We start from the raw sequence: 23,022 nt of genomic DNA, 5'->3' as shown, positions 1-23,022 counted from the left end.
AAAGATGTTGACATTTAGCAAAAATAGGTATAATATTATAAATGAAAAAAGATTCATTTAAGTAGGTGAAAGCGTGGCGAGAATAACAGACCCGACAAAGCTAGAGAGAATTAAAAAGGCTACTATGGAATTAGTAGTTAAGCATGGTTATAGAGGAACTTCTATTAGTGCTATTGCAAAAAAAGCGGGAGTTTCTACTGGATATTTATATAGGCATTACGAGGGGAAAACTGATCTAATTGATGATTTGATTGATAATAATTTTCAAGTGGTGCAAGATATATTCTGTAAAACTGCAGAGGAAAAAGGCACTGCTAGGGATACTATACATGATGTAGTTAATATGTTGTTTCACGTATCAATTAGTGATCCAATACATGCAAAATTTTTAAGTGTTCTTGTTTTTGATCAAAATTTCGAAGTTAGAAGAAAGAGAGAAGAAGATCGGAAAGTTAAGAAGCTAGTAGAGACTGTTCTAAGGCTAGGGATTAAAAATGGTGAAATAGGACCTAATACCACATCAGAAGAAGTAGTCCTTGCTTTATTTACTCTTCCATTTAGCTATATAACAATGAATCTAGATACTGATGGTAGTGAAGAAAAGTTTGGAAAAAAACAAGTTGATAGGATAACAGAAATTATTTTAAATGCCTTAAAGTAATTTTTTTAAATATAAATGAATGGTTTTTCATTTTTTTAAGAATAAATGAAGAAAATTTCATTTTTTAAAACAAAAAAGATGAATGAAAATTCATTCATTAAATTTTTATAATTTTCTGTAAATTACGAAGGATCTGTGAAAGGGGAAATTTTCATGAAAAAGTTTGTGGCAGTAGTATTAATGATGAGTCTGATGTTTACACTTGCAGCATGCTCGGCGGCAGAAGAAACTGTAGTGGAAGAAAGGGCAAGGGCAGTTAAGGTAAGGGAGATAAAAGAAGGAGAGAATCCCGTAACCCTAAGCTATATAGGTACAGTTAATTCAAAGGACATGATTAAATACAGCTTTAAGTCAACTGGAAAATTAGGAAGTGTTTTTGTAGAAAAGGGAGATAAGATTAAAAAGGGAGATAGATTAGCACAATTAGATATGCAGGACTTAAATTTTCAACTTTCTGCAGCTAAGTCAACTCTAGATACAGCGCAGCTTAATATTAAAAAAGCAGGGGACGCACTTAGCTATGATAAGGATTTGTTTAACAAAATGGATAACCTGTATAAAGAAGGAAGTATATCAAAGGACCAATACGATCAAATAAAATTAAAAATGGATACTTCAAGCACGACATATAATCAAGCTAAATCTCAATATGATGCTGCAAAGACCGATTACGATCATAAAATGAGTTTAGTAAAGGATGCAACTATATATGCTAGTCAGGATGGAAGTATTGTAGAGATTCCATTTGAAGTAGGAGAATTAGTTCCTGGAGGAAATCCTGCTGTGATAGTTAGAAGCGTTAGTCAGATAGTAAATGCAGGGATAGCTCAGAGGGATCTTAAAAAGATAGAACTTGGTACTGAAGCAACTGTTGACGTTGATGGTGAGAAAGCTATAGGGGTAATAACTAATATAGCAGAAGCACCGGACGAAGCAACAAGAACATATAATGCCGAAGTTACTGTTGCAGATAAAAGCTTTAGATTAGGTTCAATTGCAAAGCTAGAGTTCAATATTGGAAAAGAAAGTGGAGTATGGGTTCCTATTTCAGCTATTATGTCTGATGGAGAAGATTATGTATATGTTGTAGAGGAAGACAGAGCATTTAAAAGAATAGTTGAACTTGAAAAGCTATATGAAGATACTGTTATGGTAAAGGGAATAAGTCCTGGAGAATTACTTGTTGTAAGTGGAATGAAGAATCTGAATGACGGTTCTAAGATAAATATTAGTGAGTAAAGGGGGTCGCTCCAATGAATAAACTAATAAAGGTACTAATAGATAAGAGAAAAGTCACCCTATTTTTAGCAGTAATAATTGCTTTCTTAGGAGTTTATGCTTACTACGTTTTGCCTAGACAGGAAAGTCCCGATGTATCGTTTCCAATGGCTATGATCATAACTCCATACCCAGGAGCTTCTGCGAAGGATGTTAACGATCTAGTAACTGAGAAGATAGAGGATGAACTCTACGAATTAGATGGTTATGATTATACGAATTCAAGCTCTAAGGAAGGATTGTCCATTGTAGTGGTTGCTTTTGAAAATAACGTAGATGCAGATAAGGCAATGCAGGATGTAAGAAATGCCGTGGCCGATGCAAAGAGCGAACTTCCAAGTGGAGTTATGGATAGTCAAATAGACACAGATTTAGTTTCAACCGCAGGAATTATAATAAGTTTGTCGGGAGATAACTACAGTTATGAGCAGCTGGCTTCCTTTGGGGAGCAGTTTAAAGATAAGTTAGCGGATACCTCTGGAATATCAAAGTTTGACATTGAAGGTGAGCTTGATAAGGAAGTAAAGGTTGACATTGATACAGCAAGATTAAATCAGCTTGGAATATCCCTAGAGGACTTATATAGCATACTTAGGGCTCAAAACATTGAGATACCCTCTGGTGATATAGAAACAGAGAGTGGAAAGATAAAAGTAAAGACTCCGGGTATATATACATCCCTTGACGATATAAGAAATACTATTATAGGAGTATCACAAAAAACAGGAGTTGTTACAAGACTTTCCGATGTTGCAGATGTATATATGGGACTTGAGGAAGGTGTAGAGAAATATAAGCAAAATGGTAAAAATGCCGTTCTTTTAACGGGTTATTTCCAAGAAGGTAAAAATGTAGTTATAGTAGGTAAGGATGTTAGAAAGGCTCTTGATGAAGTGAAGGCGAGCCTTCCAAAGGATCTTATAGTAGAAGAAGTTATATACCAGCCCGATGATGTAAGTAAGTCGGTAAATGATTTTATGATAAATCTAATTGAAGGCGTAATCTTCGTTGTTATAGTAGTATTCTTAGGTATGGGTCTTAGAAACGCAGTAGTAGTTTCTGCAGCTATACCCCTATCAATATTGATGACCTTTGGCGTAATGTATCTAACGGATATATATATACACCAAATGTCCCTAACGGCACTGATAGTTGCCCTAGGAGTTCTAGTGGATAATGCCATAGTAATAAGTGATACCATTCAAGTGAGAATAGATAATGGAGAGTCTAGGACAGAAGCTGCCTTTAAGGGAACTAGTATGTCAGCTGTTCCAATATTTACAGCCACCCTTACGACTGTAGCAGCCTTTTCACCGCTTTTAGGGCTTCCTGGAGCAGCTGGTGAATTTTTAGGTGCGATACCGCAGGTACTAATAATATCAATAATTGCGGCGTATATAGTATCTATGTTCATAACTCCAGCAATGTCCGCAGTGTTCTTTAAAAAGAGTAAGAAGAAGAGCGATAAAGAAGGTTTCTTAAGAAAATTCTTTAAGAACACTCTAAAACTAGGGTTAAAAATGAAGCTAGTAACTACTATTGCTGTCTTTGTAGTTCTAGTGATGGTTATACAGGTTGTAATGCCTATGCTACCATCGGAATTTTTCCCATTCGCTGACAAGAATGTATTTTATATAGAGATGGACACAGAGGTTTCTGGAGATATGGACGCAACAGAAAGGCTTTCTGATGAAGTTGTAGACCTACTATCTAAGGAACCGGAGATAACCAGTTATACCGTATCAGTAGGAAATGGTATTCCAAAGTTTTATGTTACTGTACCACCAGCTACACCATCCCAAGATTATGCTCAAATGGTAATTAAGTATGATCTTGGAGATGAAAAAAGTAGAAGATTTGAAAGTAACGGGGAATTGGCTGAACATATACAAAAGCTTTTAGATGAAAATATTTCAGGAGGAAAATGTACTGTAAATCAGCTTCAATTGGCAGAACCGGGCTCAAAGGTAGTATTAAGAGTTTCAGGTAAAAATATAGATCGTTTAATAGAAGTGTCTGAGGAGATAAAGGATAGCCTTCGTGAAATTCCAGGAACCACAAATGTAAGGGACGATATGAAGGACAGAACATATCAATATGAAGTAAATGTAGATGAAGACAAGGCGATGAACCTTGGAATAACAAAGTATGATATACAAAGACAGATAAATATAGCTCTATATGGTGCTAAGCCTTCGGTTTATAGAAGGGATGGTAATGAATATAGCATACTTGTAAAGAGCGATATTGAGAGCATTAATGAACTTGAAAATATAGAGATAAAGTCTTCTATGACGGGTAACAAGATTCCACTTAAGCAGTTTGCTACAATAGGATTTGGGTCTAAGCTCGATGCTATAAAGAGATATGATAGAAAGCAAACTATAACCGTGGAAGCTGATACTCTTCCATCCGGGGACCCTGTATTTGTCGAAAACAAGCTTGAAAATGAGTTTTTACCAAATATCAATACGGCAGGAGTAAAAGTTGATTTTGATGGAGAAAGAGAGTCTATAGCTGAGAACTTTGGTATAGTTGGGCTGTTAGCTGTATTTGCTATATTCATAATATATGTGATTCTAGTAGTTCAGTTTAACTCCTTTATTCAGCCAATTGTAATAATGGTAACTATACCTCTATCACTAATTGGTTCTATACTTGGATTGTATATATTTAATCAACCACTATCCCTTACAGCTTTCCTAGGGATTATAGCCTTAATCGGTCTTGTAGTTAAAAACGGTATACTTCTTATTGAGTATATAAATGATGCAAGAAAAGAAGGGCAGGATATAGATGAAGCCTGCGTTGATGCAGTAGGGAAGAGATTTAATGCCATAATTCTAAGTGCAGGAACTACGATAATGGGACTTCTACCTCTTGCTATTGCTGGAAGCAGCTTGTTTGCACCTATGGCAGTATCATTAATGTCAGGACTTCTAGTGTCAACATTCTTAACGATGGTTGTAATACCGGTTATATACAGTTTAATTGAAACCTTTATTGAAAAAAGAAAAAGCAATAAAGGAAAACCATTAACACAAGGTTAAGAAGATAATATTTATAAAAATAGGAAGTAATGATATAGAGAGAATCATTTCCTTAATAAGAATTTGAAAAATATCAATTTAGTTTTTCAAATCTAGGGGGTAATTAATTGAAGAATAAGGCAATAACGATGATGATAGAGTTAATGATAACTTTACGGGATATTGAAGATAGGCTTAAGGATTCCGATGGGGATGCTAATTACGAAGTGAATAGACCCAAGTATCTTTGTGTAAGCAACTGATGAACAGATTTATAAAACAATTTAATAAATAGATATTTTGATATAAAGTATTTATCAGATAGAAATATCATTAAAACCGAAGGGAACTGATTTCTCTTCGGTTTTATTTTAGTAAATAATGCTAAAATGAAATGCAGGAATTAGAATATTTTTCTAGAATACTCCTATTGCTGAAAGGATTATAAATTAAAATTACTAGTTAAACTATAGAGGAGGATTATTATGTTACTAATCAAAAATGGTAAGCTTATGCCAATGAATGGGGAAATATTAGAAGGGGCAAGTATCTTAGTAGTTGATGGAAAAATTAAGGAAATTGGAAGTGACATATCTATACCGGAAGGAGCCAAGATAATTGACGCTGAGGGCAAGATAGTAATGCCGGGATTTATTGATGCCCATACTCATCTAGGGCTTAAGGAGGATTCGATTCAATTTGAAGGGATGGATCACAATGAGATGACTGATCCAATAACACCTCAGATGAGGGGCATAGATGCTATCAATCCTATGGATGTGACATTTAGAGAAGCCTATGAGGCTGGAGTTACTTCTGTAGCAGCTGGTCCGGGAAGTGCAAACGTTATTGGGGGACAGTTTGCTGCAATAAAAACCTATGGAAAAAGAGTAGATGATATGGTTATAAAAGAGCCTATTGCCATGAAATGTGCCTTTGGTGAAAATCCAAAACGAGTTTACAATCAAAAAGGGAAAGCACCTACTACAAGAATGGCAATTGCATCGCTACTTAGAGAAACCTTGTTCAAGGCCCAAGAATATAGGAAAAAGCTAGAGGCATCTAAGGATGACCCAACAAAAGCTCCAGCATTTGATATGAAAATGGAGGCAATGCAGCCAGTCATCAATAGAGAGATACCTCTAAAGGTGCATGCCCACCGTGCAGATGACATCTTAACAGCCATTCGTATTGCAGAGGAATTTGATATAAAGATAACCCTAGACCACTGTACTGAGGGACACTTTATAAAGGAATTTATTAAGGATAGGGGGCTTAATGCTATAGTTGGACCAAGCTTTAACCATCGTTCAAAGTTCGAATTAAAGCATAAATCCTTTATTACACCGGGAATATTAAATAAAGAAGGAATAAAAATATCAATAACAACCGATAGTCCAGTTGTGCCGCTCCAGTACCTTACTGTTTGTGCTGCTTTAGCTGTTAAGGAAGGTTTAGACAAGATAGAAGCATTGAAGGCCATTACTATAAATGCAGCGGAAATTCTTGGAATAGACGATCGTGTAGGAAGTCTAGAAGTTGGAAAAGACGCAGATATTGTAATATGGGATGATGAACCTCTTAATATATTTTCCTCGGTTATATACACTATCATAGATGGTAAAATTATATATTCTTCTGAAGATAAATAATAATCAAGCAAACCTTTATAACTGTATAAGATAAAATATTTATGATAAAATATATGTGATTGTATAAATATAATAGTCTTTTCGAAAGGACGTGATTGGCATGATGTTGAGATTAAAAAAGGTGAGAGGATATAGTTAAGAATAAATTTTTTTCTAGTTATATTCTCTCCATAGGGTGAAAAAAAGAAAAAAATTAAGGAGAGAATATGAATAAAAGAGTAAAAATAGTTAGAAGTGAGAAATCATGGATAGAAAGTAATGCTGTAGATCAGCTTAAAAAGGCTTCTGAGCTTAGAGGAATAATAAGAGCTGTAGGCCTGCCTGATTTACATGTGGGAAAGACTCCCGTTGGAGCCAGTTATATGACTAAGGAAATTATTTATCCTCATTTGATCGGGAATGATATCGGATGTGGAATGGCCCTTTTTTCAACGGGTATAAAGAAAAATAAATTTAAGACCCATAAAATCTTAAAAAAGCTTGAAAGGCTAGAGAGCCTTGGAGATATTGATATAAAGAACTTTATTGAAGATGTAAAGTTTCCATTTAAGGAGAAGTTAGGGACTATAGGTTCTGGTAATCATTTTGCAGAAATTCAAGAGATTGATACTGTGTATAATAAAGAGGCTTTAGATGATATTGGTATCGATGATAAAAATATATTTTTATTAGTTCATAGTGGATCAAGGAGCTATGGAGAGCAGATTTTAAGAGAATGCATAGATAAGCATTCTTGCCAAAGAGGTCTTGAGGTGTCTAGCGAAGGATTCAATGAATACTTAACTAAGCACAATATGGCCATGGAATATGGAGCCTTAAACAGGGAATTAATTGCCTATAGATTTTTAAATGCTATAAATGGAAGGGACAGTAATAAATTACTAGATAGTACACATAATAGTATAACTGAAAAAGTGATTAACGGTGAGAGCTACTATATTCATAGAAAGGGAGCTGCACCATCTGATGTAGGCTATGTGGTAGTAGCGGGTTCAAGGGGAACAAAATCCTATATAGTTGAGCCGACTGATAATTTGATTGAATATGTATTTTCAGTTTCCCATGGTGCAGGGAGAAAATGGTCTCGCTTTGGTTGCAAGGAAAAACTCCAAAAAATCTACTCAAAAAAGGCCATAAGACAAAGTAATATTTCTTCAAATAATTTAATCTATAAAGAAAAAAGTGTGTTGTTCGAAGAGGCTCCAGAAGCTTACAAAAATATTGAAAGAGTAATAGAGGATATGTTAGAAGAAAAAATGATAAAGCTTGTTGCAAGTTTAAATCCTCTTATTACCTATAAGGTATAAGTTGATGTGGGTTCAGATTAGCGCAGGTTTAGCACCTATTGAATCTTGTAGGTTTGTTTATCTGTTTTTAAATTATATGAAGAAAGAATGTATGGAAAGAAATATTAAAGTAGAACTTTTGGAGTGCGTTGAAGGAGATAAAAAGGAAACCCTAAAATCAGCTTTCTTAAGATTAAGCGGCGAAAGTGTTAATGAATACGTATCTGGTCTTGAAGGAAGTATGCAATGGATATGTAAAAGCCAATATAGACCTAACCATAAGAGAAAGAACTGGTTTATTGAAATAGAGACTTTTGGTAAAGAAGAAAAGTATAAGTTTAATATTAAAGATGTAAGAATTGAAACCCTTAGATGCAGTGGAAATGGTGGTCAAAATGTTAATAAGCTTGAGACTGGTGTTAGAATAACCCATCTACCAACAGGTGTTGCTGTAAAGGCTCAAGAAGAGAGAAGCCAGTATCAGAACAAGAAACTTGCAATGGCTAGATTAAGGAAAGCGCTAGATAAATTGAATAATGACAAAAGTAGAAAAGTCGAAAGAAATCGTTGGGAACAGCACCAGAGTATACAAAGAGGTTATCCTATAAGAGTATTTAAAGGCAGGGATTTTAGAGAAATTTTATAGGTTATTTAAGACAGAACATATTAAGAGTTTAATATGTTCTGTTTTTTTTACGTATCTTAAATTTTTAATATCGACAAATAAGAACAAGATTTTTATGGAAAATGTTTTACTATATTATAGGAGCCTTAATTTAATAAAAGAAAATAGGATTTCTAGCTTTATTAGAGATCTAACCCGGCAGGAGGAGAAGATGAGAAGCCTTAAATATAAGATCATGATACCCGTATTTTTAGTTGCAACACTAGGAATTATTCTATTATCTTATCTTACATACAATGAATCAAAGCAAATAGTAACTGGATATGTAGAAGTCGTAATACAGGATAAGGTAGAAAAGCTCGTTAATTTTATCGATGGCGAGCTAAAGGAGTGGACTAATCAAGTGGAACTCCTCGCATCAATTGATGAAGTAAAGAAGATGGAACATGAGAAATTCTTCTTGAAAATGCTAAAATTTGAGGAGATTTCTAAACAGTATGAGGTGTTTCTTATCTCTGATAAAAATGGGAATTTTATAGCTTCAAATGGGTGTAAAGGAAATATAATAGATAGAGATTATTTTCGTAAAGCTATAAATGGACAAACTGTTATATCGGAACCGATAGCCTGTAAATTAACAGGTAACCCAATCATTCTTATTGCAGCACCTATTAGAAATGATAATGGAGATATTATAGGCTTAATTGGAGCCACTATAAATTTAGTTCAAATTACGGATAGTATTAATCAAGAAAAGCTTGGCGATAGTGGATACGCCTATATGGTTAATTCAAAAGGAAAAACCATTGCACATCCTAGAGCAGAGTTCTTACTTAAGAATACTTTAAAGCATAGTGAAAGTACAAGCTTTCAACAAATAATTAAGGATATGGTTGATAGAGAAACTGGAATAGGCTTCTATAATTTTGAGGGTGAGAAGAAAATGATATATTATAAACCTATTAGCTCTATTGATTGGTCTGTAGGAATGGCTGCTGACTATAATGAGGCTACTAAGGGGGTCTTGATACTTAGAAATAGTATTTTATTTCTTGGACTGGTTATCGTAATAATAATTCTATTAATACTGTATTTTCTTACAGAGGCATTAGTTAAACCTATAAATACTTTAAAGACGTATATGGAAATAGCAAGTAAAGGAGATTTTTCAGTTCATTCAGATATATCATCTAAGGATGAAATAGGAGTACTTTCTGACAGTTTTAATACATTGATAAAGGAAAACAAAAGGTTGCTAGATGAAACAATAAAATATGATAAAATGAAAACAGAATTCTTCTCTAATATATCCCATGAATTGAAGACACCGTTAAATATAATTTTTTCATCAACTCAGTTATTATATTTATGTACCTCTGAAGCAGAAGAAGATATCAGCCCTGCAAAGCTAAATAAATACATAGATATGATAAAACAAAATAGTTATAGGCTGTTAAGGTTAGTTAATAATCTTATAGATATTACAAAAATTGATTCTGGCTTTATGGAGCTGAATGTTAAAAATGAAAATATCGTGGAAGTGGTAGAAAATATAACCTTATCAACAGCGGAATATGTGAAAAGCAAATGTAGAAATATAGTATTTGATACGGAAATAGAAGAAAAAATAATTGCATTTGATCCAGAAAAAATGGAAAGAATCATTTTAAATCTTATATCTAATGCCGTTAAATTTACAAAGGCTGGAGATAGTATTGCGGTTATGATTTATGATAGGAAAGATGCTGTTCAAATTTCAGTAAAGGATTCGGGGATAGGTATTCCAGAGAATAAGCAAAAAATAATTTTTGACAAATTCATTCAAGCTAATCCACTATATAGTAGAAGCAATGAAGGCAGTGGAATAGGACTATCGTTGGTAAAATCTTTAGTCGAGATGCATGGTGGAAAGGTGATAGTTAGAAGTGAAGAAGGAAATGGAACTGAGTTTGTTATTGAATTACCTGTAAAACTTATTTATGAGGAAAAGAAAAATCATATTACTGAAGAATTTTCACAACAAAGCAATGTTGAAAAAATACAGATCGAGTTTTCTGATATATATGATTAGAAGTGTATAAATGAATTTAATGAGGTAGGGAAATGATTGATATTAAACTTGTAACATTTATAATCGTAGCAAAGACAAAAAATTTTACAAGAGCCGGTGACATTTTGAATATAACCCAACCAGCTGTATCGCAACATGTAAAAGCATTAGAGGAATATTATAATGCAAAGCTTTTATATAAAAGTGGGAAACAAATGGAGCTGACAGAAGAAGGATCAGTGCTATTTAAGCATGCTCTAGAGCTAGATAGATTGAGCAAAATGATGAAGCTTGAAATAGAAAATAAATCAACCATAATAAAAAAATACTATATTGGTGCCACACTAACAATAGGTGGATACGTGCTCCCGAATATTATAGGTGAATATAGAAAAATACATGAAAATATTGATATCATCCTACATGTAGAAAACACTGAAGCAATAATAAAAAGGCTATTTAATGGTGAAATAAATATGGGTATAATAGAAGGGCCATTTGATAGAAGCCAAGTTAAGTATAGGAAATACAGGGATGATGAATTGGTATTGGCGTTTTCGCCTTTACATCCATTTGCCAGCCGTAGGTCCATATCTATTGATGAAGTTCTACAGGATAAGTTGATATTAAGGGAAAAGGGATCTGGCACTAGAAAAGTTTTTGAGAACAGGCTTTTAGCATCGGGACATAAGTTAGAGGATATGAATATCTATATGGAAATAGGCAGTATAATGGCATTAATATCTTTAGTGGAATCCAACCTAGGATGTACAATTATTTCTAAAGAAGCGATAAAATCATATTTGAAAGATAATAGGCTAAAGACGATTCCAATAAAGGATTTTGAGATTTGCAGAGAGTTCAATTTTATATATCTAGATGATTTGAATAAAGACTTTATCGATAATTTTATTAAATTTTGTGAGAAAGGATAAATTTTACTTATAGAAATATAATTTTTTATAATTTCACTTTATGGTTATATGGTGATATAATTACCCTTGTCAACTAATTCTTAAGGGGATGACTATAAATGACAAATATCAAGAGATATATTCCAGGAATTATTTTTGTACTAAGTATTTCATATGTAGCTATGTTTTTAAGCGATTATCTCAAAGCATATATTAATCTTGAATCACTCACAATAGCTATTATCATCGGGATTATCTATAATAACCTAGTGGGAACCCAAGATATATTCAAGGATGGTGTTAAACTATCTTTAAAAAAGCTGCTGAAGGTAGGTATAGTTCTGCTAGGCTTCAAGTTAAATATCCATGCCATATTAAAGCTTGGTCCTCAAATACTTACTATGGTAATTATTTATGTTCCTCTTGCATTGATACTAGCTATGATATTAGGAAAAGCTTTAAAGGCAAATAACAAATTGGCAACATTAATAGGTGTAGGATCGTGTATATGCGGAGCTTCAGCCGTAGTGGCATTGACTCCATGTATTGGTGCAGACGATGATGATTCAGTAATTGCTGTATCGATAGTTAGTTTCTTAGGAACGATTGGAGTACTAATATATTCAGCAGTAGCAGCAGGTAATCTTGACTTGACAGAAATACAATATGGAGCATGGTCTGGACTGACACTTCATGGTGTTTCACATGCCCTAGCGGCAGCCTTTGCCTTAGGGGACTCTGCTGGAGAGATAGGAACCTTTGTCAAAATGACAAGAGTGCTTATGCTTGTTCCTGTTTCGTTAGCCTTAGGATATATATATAATAAAGAAAAATCAAAAAGTCAAAAAGCAAAATTTCCTATGTATGTTTTATACTTTATATTAGCTGGAGTTATAAATTCACTAGGAATAATCCCACCATCGGTTACCAAGATATTAACAAAATCAAGTTCTATATTTATATTGATGGCAATGACTGCTATGGGACTATCTGTTAATTTTAAGAGTATAATAAACAAAGGAATTAAAGCATTGCTTATAGGAACGATAATGTTCATAATTCTATCATCTCTAAGTTTGGTTACGATTATAAATTTCTTATAAATGTGTGGTAAGTATAAATTTGAGTAAATAAAAATGTAATAGATAATAACTAATGGAAAAGGCCATATATTTTGGTCTTTTTTTCTATACATAATTAAGAAAAAACTTTTGAAAAATTTCAGAATATTTTATATAATATTGATTATCGAACTAATTCTAAATTAGAGAAAAAGGAGTCCTGGTAATGCATATTCTATTTTATGTTGGAGTCATAATAACTTCGGGTTTAATTATGGGGAAGGTAGCATCGTATTTTAAGCTTCCTCACATTACAGGGTATCTAATAGGTGGAGTAATCATAGGACCAAGCATATTAGGGCTGGTGCCTCATGTTGAAACTTCAAAGATGACCATAATATCTGAAATTGCCCTTGGTTTTATAGCATATTCAATCGGATGTGAATTTAACTTTAACAATCTTAAAAGAACAGGTAAAAGTGTTGTGATAATAACTATATTTCAAGCAGTAGGAGCCGTTGTACTAGTGGACTTAGCTATGATCTACATATTTAAACAGCCAGTTCCTTTTAGTATAATATTGGGTGCCATTGCAACAGCAACTGCACCAGGTCCTATATTGATGATTGTAAAGCAATATAGAGCAAAAGGTCCAGTAGTTGATACACTGCTTCCACTTGTTGCTCTAGATGATGCTTTAGGTATTGTAATTTTTGGTATTTGTGCAGCTGTGGCCACAGCCCTATCAAGTGCTGGAGCTCACCTGTCTATGACACACATGATTTTGATGCCCTTAGAAGAAATATTTGCGTCAATAGTAATTGGAATTGGATTAGGCGTTATACTAGGTATAATTATCAAGAAAATGCAAGAAGAGGAGTTATTGATAGCGATAATTGTATCTGTTCTATTTATAGGAGTGGGTCTTTCCCATAGATTCCATGCCTCGCCAATATTACTCTGTATGATTTTAGGTGGTACTGTTTGTAATGTAGTACCCCATATAAAAAATATAAGAGTACTGCATCGTGTCGAAAGCTTTACTCCACCAATCTATATTGCATTCTTTACACTTGCTGGTGTTGAATTAGATTTAGTATTAGTTAAAGATGTTGGTATGGTAGGTGCAGGTTATATTGTGATTAGAATGATAGGTAAGATCGCAGGTTCTTATATTGGAGGAAGAATTGCGAATTCACCTAAAACAGTTCAAAAATACCTAGGATTTACGCTAATTCCTCAGGCAGGTGTAGCTATTGGACTTGCAATGGTTGCCGAAAGTACATTGCCAGCGCCATTTGGAACGAGAGTAAGAACAATTATACTGGCAGCAACAGTTGTATATGAATTAATAGGACCACTAATGGCAAAGATAGCTATATTTAAGGCTGGTGAAGCAAATCAAATTTGTGGATTCAAAGACGAACAAGATGAGCATCAAGAACATGAAACAAGCTATAGTAATGTGTAGAGTCAATTTAGGTAAAATCTTAATAAATAGAGATTAAAAAAACACCTTCAGAAATTTGAAAAACTGAAGGTGTTTTTTCATTTTTTTAATCATAGGTTAACATAGGATTAATTGTAAATAAATTCTAGAAATGATATAATTATTATGTTAGTTGTCACTAACATGCTGTTGGGAGGGATTTAGTGAATAAAGTAAGTACAGCTGAAAGAATATTAGAGGCAGCCATGAATCTTTTCTCGGAAAAAGGATATACGGATGTCACTACAAAGGAAATTGCAAAAATGGCTGAAATTAGCGAAATGACAGTGTTTCGTCATTTTCGAAATAAGCAAAATCTATATGAAAAGGCTGTTGATAGATACATATTTTCACCTAAAATAAAGCAAGTATTCAATGAAGAGATGGAATGGGATTTAGAGAAAGATCTTATGAAAATAAGTTCAGCTTATCAGGAGGCTCTAATTGAAAACAGAAGCACAATACTAATGCAATTTAAAAGTAATGATTCTGAAAGTGATATTGATTTTCCACTAAAGAAGTTTCCAAATGAGTTTAAAAAATTTCTAGTTGAATACTTTACTAAAATGAACGAGCTGGATATTGTGAAAAACAATCCTGAGGTACTTGCTATTAACTTTTTATCAGGCAACTTTGGGATCTTTGCTGGTTTTATAATTTTCCAGGTCTATGATACGAATGCAGAAATGAATACTTGTATTAGAGAGTTTGTCAATACCTTTGTTAAGGGGATTATTTCTTGTAAATAGAAGGTAGAAAAATCTACAGGATTGTATATAGAATCTGTAAAATTTTATATGGATATAAAAAAACTATCCTAAAGTTAATAGCATTGAAATATTAATTAGTAATAGGCTTGTTTGTTTTTAATGGTTCTTAAAAATAATGTGCTTAAATGTAAATATAAAGGGTACAAATAATTATTAAAGTAATAAAATTGGGATTTAGATTAGAAAGATTAGAGATAAACAACTTTAAAGTTTAATAAATTTCAAAGAAAAAATGTAAAAGCTTTCATTATTTTCTCTGAAATTTATTTTGAATGTTAATGTTGTTTATCTATAATTGAAAAACAAGTAACATAGACATCTTTGATTTAGACATTATTGTCCTTATACACAAGTGAGCAGCTAAGTAAAGCTAGGTTTTATTTAAGAAATAATGTTGTATTACGCTATAAGGGGGATTATAGATGGGCAAGATTTTGAATGTTGGCTTAGATGTTGGTTCAACAACTGTAAAAATGGCTATCTTAGATGAGGAAGGCAATGTCCTCTATAAAAAATATAATAGGCATTTTTCGGATATAAAAAATACTGTAGTATCTATGATTGAAAGTGCAAAGGAAATACTTCAAAAAAACCTAGTTACTATGATGATCACAGGTTCTGGAGGGTTTAATATATCAGAGAGACTTAAGGTGCCCTTTATTCAGGAAGTAATGTCATGCACAAATGCAATTGAAAATATTATTCCAAATACAGATGTGGCAATAGAGCTGGGCGGTGAAGATGCTAAAATTACATATTTAGGAGACTCCATTGAACAAAGAATGAATGGAACCTGTGCTGGGGGAACTGGAGCCTTTATTGATCAGATGGCATCGCTGTTGCAGACCGATGCATCAGGGCTTAATGAATTGGCAAAAGGACATAAGACTATTTATCCTATTGCATCGAGATGTGGAGTATTTGCGAAAACAGATGTCCAGCCCCTGTTAAATGAAGGCGCTGCTAAGGAAGATATAGCAGCTTCAATACTCCAAGCCGTGGTTAACCAAAGTATAGGGGGTCTAGCCCAAGGACGATCTATTAGAGGAAATGTAGCCTTTTTAGGAGGACCGCTGCATTTTATGTCGGAGCTAAGAAAGCGTTTCATAGAAACATTAAGACTTAAGGATAAAAACGTTATATTTCCTAATGACTCTCAGTATTTTGTCGCAATAGGAGCAGCCTTGTCCTCTAGGGGGGAAGAGCCTATTCCATTTGAATGCCTTTATGAAAGTGTACCTGGTATCAGTGAGTTAAATATTAAAGAGAATAATGGAATAAAGCCATTATTTTCTGATGACAAGGAATATATTAAGTTCAGGGAGAGACACGATAAATTTAAGGTAAGAAGAACAGCATTGGAAGATTATTCTGGTGATGCATTCCTTGGTATAGATGCTGGTTCTACCACGACTAAGATGGCATTAATAGATAAAGATGGTGGATTATTGTATTCCTACTATGGTAGCAATATGGGAAGTCCATTGGAATCTACTATAGATGCCCTAAAGAATCTATACGATAAATTAAATGATGAAACAAAAATAGTAAACTCCACAGTAACTGGCTACGGAGAGCATTTAATAAAGGCGGCTCTTAGGGTAGATCTTGGAGAAATCGAAACCGTGGCACATTATAAGGCTGCTGACTTTTTCCTTCCCGGTGTAGAATTTGTCCTAGATATTGGCGGACAGGATATGAAAAGTTTAAAGATTACCGATGGTGTGATAGATTCTATTATGCTAAATGAAGCTTGTTCGTCGGGATGTGGTTCATTTATTGAAACCTTTGCTAAATCCCTAAACATGGAAATTAAAGACTTTGCAGAGGCAGGTATTAGATCTAAGCACCCAGTAGATCTAGGAACTAGATGTACAGTCTTTATGAACTCGAAAGTAAAGCAGGCACAAAAAGAAGGGGCCGATGTTGAAGATATCTCTGCAGGTATATCGATTTCTGTCATTAAGAATGCCCTATTTAAAGTGATTAGACTTAGAAGTGCTGAGGAACTAGGAGAAAAAATAGTTGTTCAGGGTGGAACCTTTTATAATGATGCTGTACTAAGATCAATAGAGAATATAATTGGCAGAGAGGTAGTGCGTCCTGATATAGCGGGAATAATGGGAGCCTTTGGTGCAGCCATTATCGCTAAGAATCGATATAAAAAAGGACATATTTCGAGGCTTCTGCGGAGCGAAGAAATAGCGAAATTTGAGATGGAAACATCAATGAAGAGGTGTGGACTTTGTGGCAATAATTGTCTTCTTACTATAAAACATTTCTCAAATGGTGATAAGTTTGTTTCAGGTAACAGATGTGAAAGAGGAGAAGGCAGAGAGATTATAAAAAATGACATACCAAACCTCTATGACTATAAATATAAAAGAGTATTTGATTACAAACCATTATCTAAGGAAAAGGCTATAAGGGGTACTATAGGGCTACCTAGGGTATTAAATATCTATGAGGATTATCCCTTCTGGTTTACATTCTTTACAGAGCTTGGCTATAGAGTGATAATTTCAGGACGGTCATCCAAGGAAATATATGAACTGGGTATGGAGACTATACCTTCGGAGTCAGTTTGTTATCCTGGAAAGATTGTACATGGTCATATTGTTAACTTAGTTAAAAGAGGAGTTGATAAAGTATTCTATCCCTGTATTCCTTTTAATATAAAGGAGGATGAAGAAGCAGGAAATCATTATAATTGTCCTGTCGTAACATCATATCCCCAGACCATTAAGGCAAACATTGATATACTTAGGACTAATAATGTAAAACTATTACATCCATTTTTACCTATAGATAATCCTAAAAAGATGATAAAGAGACTGACTCAAGAATTATCTACTGAAGGAATATCAAAGGAAGAGATAAATAAAGCGGCCCAAAAAGCATATGGAGAGCTTGAAAGATACAAAGAAGATGTAAGAAAAAAGGGAGAAGAAACACTAAGATATATAGAAGAGAAAGGAATAAAGGGGATAGTACTTGCGGGAAGACCATACCATATTGATCCAGAAATAAATCATGGAATTCCGGAAATGATTAAATCCTATGGCTTTGCGGTTTTATCGGAGGATTCCGTTAGACATCTGGCTAAAGTAGAAAGACCACTAAGGGCTATAGATCAATGGGTGTATCACTCTAGAATGTACTCTGCAGCCACATTTGTGGCTAGAAATAAGAACCTAGAACTCATTCAGCTCAATTCCTTTGGGTGTGGTCTGGATGCAGTAACTATAGATCAGATAAAAGAAATATTAGAAAAGAATAGAAAGACCTATACATTAATAAAGATAGACGAAATCAGTAACATTGGGGCAGCTAGGATACGTATAAGATCCTTAATAGCAGCAATAAATGAAAGGCATAAAATTGCCTCACTGCCCAAGCAGATGTCATCGGATTCAGATAGAAAAATATTTACAAAGGAAATGAAGAAGACCCATACAATATTGGCTCCTCAGATGTCACCAGTACATTTCCAGTTTCTAAAGACCGGATTTAAAAAGGCTGGTTACAATGTAGAAATACTACCCTCCGTTGACAAGACTGCAATCGATGAAGGTCTTAGATATGTTAATAATGATGCTTGCTATCCTGCAATAGTAGTAGTAGGCCAGCTAATGAAGGCATTAAAATCCGGTAAATATGATTTAAATAATACATCAGTACTGATTACGCAAACCGGTGGAGGGTGCCGTGCCACAAACTATATAGCATTTTTGAGAAAGGCTCTTGAGGATACAGGGCTTGAATATATACCGGTTATATCTCTCAACGCAAGTGGATTAGAAAAGAACCCAGGATTTAAGATAACAATACCTATGTTAGATAATCTTATGAGGGGGCTAGTCTACGGGGATTTACTTATGAGAGTCCTTTATAGAGTTAGGCCCTATGAAAAGGTGAATGGATCAGCAAACGATTTATATAATTATTGGGTAGAAAGGTGCCAAAAATCATTAAGATCGGGAAAAACGAAGGATTTTACTGAAAATATACATAGAATAGTACAGGATTTTGACAATCTTGAAATCGATGAAGATATAGTTAAGCCAAAGGTTGGGATAGTAGGAGAAATATTAGTTAAGTTTCATCCTACAGCAAATAACGATATAGTAGAACTATTAGAAACTGAAGGAGCTGAAGCCGTAGTACCGGATCTAATAGACTTCTTATTATACTGTGCATATAACAGTAAGGTAAAATATCAAGAACTATCGGGAAGCTTGGGTAAAATGATTACTAGCAGTGCAGTCATAAAAATTATAGAAGGCTATAGAAGACAAATGAGGGAAGCCCTAAGCCTTAGTAAAAGATTCCAACCACCTAAGCATATCCATGAAGTTGCAATGGGAGCGGCAAAACATTTAGACCTAGGAAATCAAACGGGAGAAGGGTGGCTGTTAACAGGAGAAATGGTTGAGCTCATAGAAGATGGAATCAACAATATAGTGTGTTTACAACCCTTTGCTTGTTTGCCTAATCACATAACAGGGAAAGGAATGATAAAGGAACTTAGAAGAAATTATCCAATGGCTAATATTGCAGCTATAGATTATGATCCTGGAGCTAGTGAGGTTAATCAATTAAACCGCATAAAGCTGATGCTTTCAGTTGCCTTTAAAAACTTAGAACAGGAAGAAAGTTTTGCAATGTAGTTAGGTAATTAAGGGTTAATTAGAAGTTTTTAGTGTTATATAAAAAAGCGATTTAATCGCTTTTTTTATTTTTACAAAATTTTAACCTTAAAGAACTATTCACAAAGCATATAATAAGTTATACTATTACAGAAATGAAATTTGAAAGGAGTAAGAAAGTTGATTAAAAAAGAGCAGTATAAAAAGTTAGGGATTGATTTCTTGTTTTTAGCATTGGGTTGTACATTGCTTGCCTTTGGAATTGCCTCTATACTGAAGCCTAATGGATTAGTAACTGGAGGAGTAACGGGGATTTCAGTCATTTTAGATAAATTGTTAAATATAAAATACACCTATGTATATTATGCATTATCATTATTGATTCTTATAGCTTCAAGGATATTGTTGGGCAAAAGGGAAGCTTTAAAGATCATACTTTTATCTTTACTTTTTCCTACATTGTTGATAGTTTTTGAAGGTTTGAATTTTGACTTTATTGAAGATGACATGATATTAGCTTCAGTTTATTATGGAATTATAGCTGGAGCCGGTTGTGGGCTTATATTGAAGCGAGGATTTTCCATGGGTGGAACCGATACGATTGCGAAGATAATCCATAGAAGAATATTTCCTTTTATGAGTCTTAGCCAGATATTACTCGGAATAGACTTAGTGATTATAACCATGTCAGCATTTATATATGATCGTAGGGTTGCATTATATGCGATTCTAACTCAAGTAGTATTTACGAAAGCCTTTGATACAATACTATTTGGATTTGGGTCAAAGAAGGTTAAGATAGAGATTATTAGTGATGAGAACGAAATTATTCAGGATTATATTATGAATTCGATCAAAAGAGGGATTAGCGCTTATGAGATAAAAGGTGGATATACAAATCAAAATAAGCAAAAGATCATATCAATATGTTCTCCACGTGAATCAATGCTGATAAAAAGATTTATTGCAGAGACTGACCCTAACGCCTTCGTAGATGTTCTTCCAGTTATTTCAGTGTGGGGTAAAGGAGTAGGTTTTGATAGTCTTATAGAAGAAGAATTGGCCTAAGATTAATATTAGATAATAAATAAGTAAAAAGTTGGGATAGAAATGAGACAAGAAAATTCATTAACACAAGGAAATATATTTAAAGAACTAGTAAAGTTAGCGATTCCAATAATGGGAACATCATTTTTACAAATGGCCTATAACATGGTAGATATGATTTGGATTGGTCGTGTTGGTAGTAAGGCTGTAGCTGCAGTTGGAACAGCAGGTTTTTTCCTTTGGCTGGCAATGGCTTTTATTAGGATATCGCAAATCGGTGCTGAAGTTGGAGTGGCGCAGTCCATTGGAAAAGAAGATATAAAAGAGGCTAGAAATTATGCTCAGAGTGCCATACAGTTAAACTTTGTAATAGCTATATCCTATGGATTATTTCTTATACTGCTAAGAAGACCTCTAATTAGCTTTTTTAATATAGCTGACTCTTATGTAGTAGAAATGTCAATAGATTATCTAAGCATCGCTGCTATGGGATCTATATTTTTCTTTGCTAATCCAGTATTATCAGGTATTTTCAATGGATCTGGTAAAAGTAGGCCACCCTTTGCGATTAATACTATTGGATTGATAGTTAATATGATATTAGATCCTTTGCTGATATTTGGAGTGGGACCTTTGCCTGCTATGGGAGTTAAAGGGGCAGCTATAGCAACTGTAATAGCTCAGATGATAGTAACTATAACTTTCTTAATATATATAAAAAGAGATACATCTGTTATGTCGGGGGTAAGGTTTTTCTTAGCGCCTAGAGTGGATTATATAAAAAGAATTGTTAAAATAGGTTATCCAGCTGCACTGCAAAGTGGGATGTTTACAATCTTTGCTATGTTTATAGCTCGAATTATTGCAAGCTGGGGTCCTTTACCTATTGCTGTACAGAAAGTAGGATCACAAATAGAATCAATTTCATGGATGACGGCCAACGGATTTGCAACGGCCCTTAGCGCATTTGTCGGGCAAAATTATGGTGCAGGAAAATGGAAACGTGTCAATAAAGGTTATTTCACTGCACTAGGTATTATGACAGTTATAGGACTTACTACATCGTTATTATTAATCCTTTGTGCAAGACCAATATTTGCCCTATTTATTCCTGAAGAAGAAGCCATTGCATATGGAGTTGTATATTTAAGGATACTAGGATTATCTCAACTTTTTATGTGTCTTGAGATAGCCACTGCTGGAGCATTTAATGGTTTGGGAAGGACACTACCGCCATCCATCGTTAGTATTATTTTTACAGGTTTAAGAATTCCGGCAGCATGGATTCTTTCAAGACCTGAACTACTGGGTTTAAATGGAGTTTGGTGGAGTATCAGTTTAAGCAGTGTATTTAAAGGAATTATACTAGTGATGTGGTTTATTCGTGAAAATTATAAAGGCTCAAATAGTTCTGATTATAAAATCGAACAGAAGAAAGTCAGATACGAATAAAAGAAAAATTTTTGTCAAAAAAACTAAGAAACTTTAGCATGAAGAGATAAGTTTCAAAAAGAGAGGCTGAGTTGTATCATAAAACTCATATGGTAATTAGAAATAAAGTCAAATACTTGATCATATCCACATATCTAACTACTGATTGTATTAGAATAATTAGAGAGAGTGGATAGACCTATTATTAGTTATGAGTATAGACGTTACAGAACACTTATTCAAAGGATTTTTGCTTTAGGTACTGTACTAAAACCTTATCAAGTATTTGACTAATCTCAATTATCTCAGGAGCACTGATATCTCCTTTTGTTTCAATAAGCTCGTGCATCCTAGATCTAAGAGATCTTATTTTCTTTTCTAAAGCATTTAAGTTGTCGTAAGAATTTGCTAAAGTCATACACATCATCCTTTGGTATTGAAGTATACTTTAATTATACCCATTTTCCGTGTCATAAATTGTCAAAAAATAAAATTTATATACAAAAAAATTAAATGTTACAAAAGTCCCAGCAAATCATAAGGAAATATGACATAATTTGTAGAAATTCTAAAACTCTATAGGTAAATATCAAGTTGAAATTTAGTTCATAATGAGAATTTTAATTTGATTACTCTCTAGAAAGTCAATATATATGAAAAGAAAACCAGTCAATGTAATAGGTTATTAAATAATACAATATCTGTAAGATTATAACATATTTCTTTCTGGTTTTCAAAACTTTTGTCAAAATATGTTCAAAAAATTTAATCAGAGTTTTATCATTTAGCTTAATGATTTATTTTAGACAATTCTGTTTCTAAAAAACTAGAAATCTCGTCCTCTTCTTCCACAGAGAATTCATAACCGTGAACCTTCATACCTTTATCAATAAGTTCTATATGATCAAGTTGAAAACTATCTAAGGAATTGTAGATTACTAAGGCGTAAGGATCTGCTAATTCCCACCTGTTAAGAGTATCTGCTTCTAATTCAACTTCGACAAAAACTTCAACCATATCATTGTTATAAACTACTTTCTTTATATCATTTATCTTCAATATAATTCACTCCTTATAGGC

The 23,022-nt window shown here is 33.7% G+C and carries 17 protein-coding genes; 15 read left to right on the top strand and 2 right to left on the bottom strand.

Annotated features, from left to right (window positions below; genetic code table 11):
• Positions 1-73: 73 nt before the first annotated feature.
• From R9X47_RS07810 to R9X47_RS07740, 15 genes are all read left to right on the top strand, one after another.
• Positions 74-661, top strand: a complete 588-nt coding sequence (locus R9X47_RS07810; protein ID WP_432666216.1) for a TetR/AcrR family transcriptional regulator — start codon at positions 74-76, stop codon at positions 659-661.
• A 153-nt stretch (positions 662-814) separates the two neighbouring features.
• Positions 815-1,900, top strand: coding sequence for an efflux RND transporter periplasmic adaptor subunit (locus R9X47_RS07805; RefSeq protein ID WP_432666215.1), 1,086 nt, complete (start codon positions 815-817; stop codon positions 1,898-1,900).
• A 14-nt stretch (positions 1,901-1,914) separates the two neighbouring features.
• Complete coding sequence (locus tag R9X47_RS07800) at positions 1,915-4,989, top strand: efflux RND transporter permease subunit (RefSeq protein ID WP_432666214.1); 3,075 nt, start codon at positions 1,915-1,917, stop codon at positions 4,987-4,989.
• A gap of 107 nt (positions 4,990-5,096) precedes the next feature.
• Positions 5,097-5,231: a hypothetical protein gene (locus R9X47_RS07795; protein WP_432666213.1), complete on the top strand. Its 135-nt coding sequence runs from the start codon at positions 5,097-5,099 to the stop codon at positions 5,229-5,231.
• Between the two features lie 222 nt (positions 5,232-5,453).
• On the top strand, positions 5,454-6,620 hold the full coding sequence (locus tag R9X47_RS07790) for an amidohydrolase (RefSeq protein ID WP_432666212.1): 1,167 nt from the start codon (positions 5,454-5,456) through the stop codon (positions 6,618-6,620).
• A gap of 206 nt (positions 6,621-6,826) precedes the next feature.
• Complete coding sequence (locus R9X47_RS07785; protein WP_432666209.1) at positions 6,827-7,927, top strand: RNA ligase RtcB family protein; 1,101 nt, start codon at positions 6,827-6,829, stop codon at positions 7,925-7,927.
• Between the two features lie 4 nt (positions 7,928-7,931).
• Positions 7,932-8,552 (top strand): peptide chain release factor H, encoded by a 621-nt coding sequence (gene prfH / locus R9X47_RS07780; RefSeq protein WP_432666208.1) that lies wholly within the window; start codon positions 7,932-7,934, stop codon positions 8,550-8,552.
• Between the two features lie 190 nt (positions 8,553-8,742).
• Complete coding sequence (locus tag R9X47_RS07775; RefSeq protein WP_432666207.1) at positions 8,743-10,602, top strand: sensor histidine kinase; 1,860 nt, start codon at positions 8,743-8,745, stop codon at positions 10,600-10,602.
• A 32-nt stretch (positions 10,603-10,634) separates the two neighbouring features.
• Positions 10,635-11,516 carry a LysR family transcriptional regulator gene (locus tag R9X47_RS07770; RefSeq protein WP_432666206.1) on the top strand — a complete coding sequence of 294 codons (882 nt, stop codon included), beginning with the start codon at positions 10,635-10,637 and terminating at the stop codon, positions 11,514-11,516.
• 98 nt (positions 11,517-11,614) lie between these two features.
• The gene (locus tag R9X47_RS07765; RefSeq protein WP_432666205.1) at positions 11,615-12,598 is read left to right on the top strand and encodes a YeiH family protein; all 984 of its coding nucleotides are present in this window, start codon (positions 11,615-11,617) and stop codon (positions 12,596-12,598) included.
• Between the two features lie 184 nt (positions 12,599-12,782).
• Positions 12,783-14,027, top strand: a complete 1,245-nt coding sequence (locus R9X47_RS07760; RefSeq protein ID WP_432666204.1) for a cation:proton antiporter — start codon at positions 12,783-12,785, stop codon at positions 14,025-14,027.
• A gap of 182 nt (positions 14,028-14,209) precedes the next feature.
• Positions 14,210-14,794 (top strand): TetR/AcrR family transcriptional regulator, encoded by a 585-nt coding sequence (locus R9X47_RS07755; protein ID WP_432666203.1) that lies wholly within the window; start codon positions 14,210-14,212, stop codon positions 14,792-14,794.
• A gap of 443 nt (positions 14,795-15,237) precedes the next feature.
• Positions 15,238-19,485: an acyl-CoA dehydratase activase-related protein gene (locus tag R9X47_RS07750; protein WP_432666202.1), complete on the top strand. Its 4,248-nt coding sequence runs from the start codon at positions 15,238-15,240 to the stop codon at positions 19,483-19,485.
• Between the two features lie 159 nt (positions 19,486-19,644).
• Positions 19,645-20,532 carry a YitT family protein gene (locus R9X47_RS07745; RefSeq protein ID WP_432666201.1) on the top strand — a complete coding sequence of 296 codons (888 nt, stop codon included), beginning with the start codon at positions 19,645-19,647 and terminating at the stop codon, positions 20,530-20,532.
• A 42-nt stretch (positions 20,533-20,574) separates the two neighbouring features.
• A complete protein-coding gene (locus R9X47_RS07740; RefSeq protein WP_432666200.1) occupies positions 20,575-21,963 on the top strand; it encodes an MATE family efflux transporter in 1,389 nt (462 codons plus the stop codon).
• A gap of 214 nt (positions 21,964-22,177) precedes the next feature.
• Here the strand turns inward: R9X47_RS07740 and R9X47_RS07735 are convergent, their stop codons facing one another.
• On the bottom strand, positions 22,178-22,360 hold the full coding sequence (locus tag R9X47_RS07735) for a Spo0E family sporulation regulatory protein-aspartic acid phosphatase (RefSeq protein ID WP_432666199.1): 183 nt from the start codon (positions 22,358-22,360) through the stop codon (positions 22,178-22,180).
• Between the two features lie 371 nt (positions 22,361-22,731).
• On the bottom strand, positions 22,732-23,001 hold the full coding sequence (locus R9X47_RS07730) for a hypothetical protein (RefSeq protein WP_432666198.1): 270 nt from the start codon (positions 22,999-23,001) through the stop codon (positions 22,732-22,734).
• Positions 23,002-23,022: the final 21 nt, after the last annotated feature.

The sequence above is a fragment of the Wukongibacter baidiensis genome, from assembly GCF_050888315.1.
Taxonomy (GTDB): Bacteria; Bacillota; Clostridia; order Peptostreptococcales; family Caminicellaceae; genus Wukongibacter; species Wukongibacter baidiensis.
The sequence above is the reverse complement of the archived record's forward strand: the minus strand, read 5'-3'. Positions and strand labels throughout refer to the sequence as shown.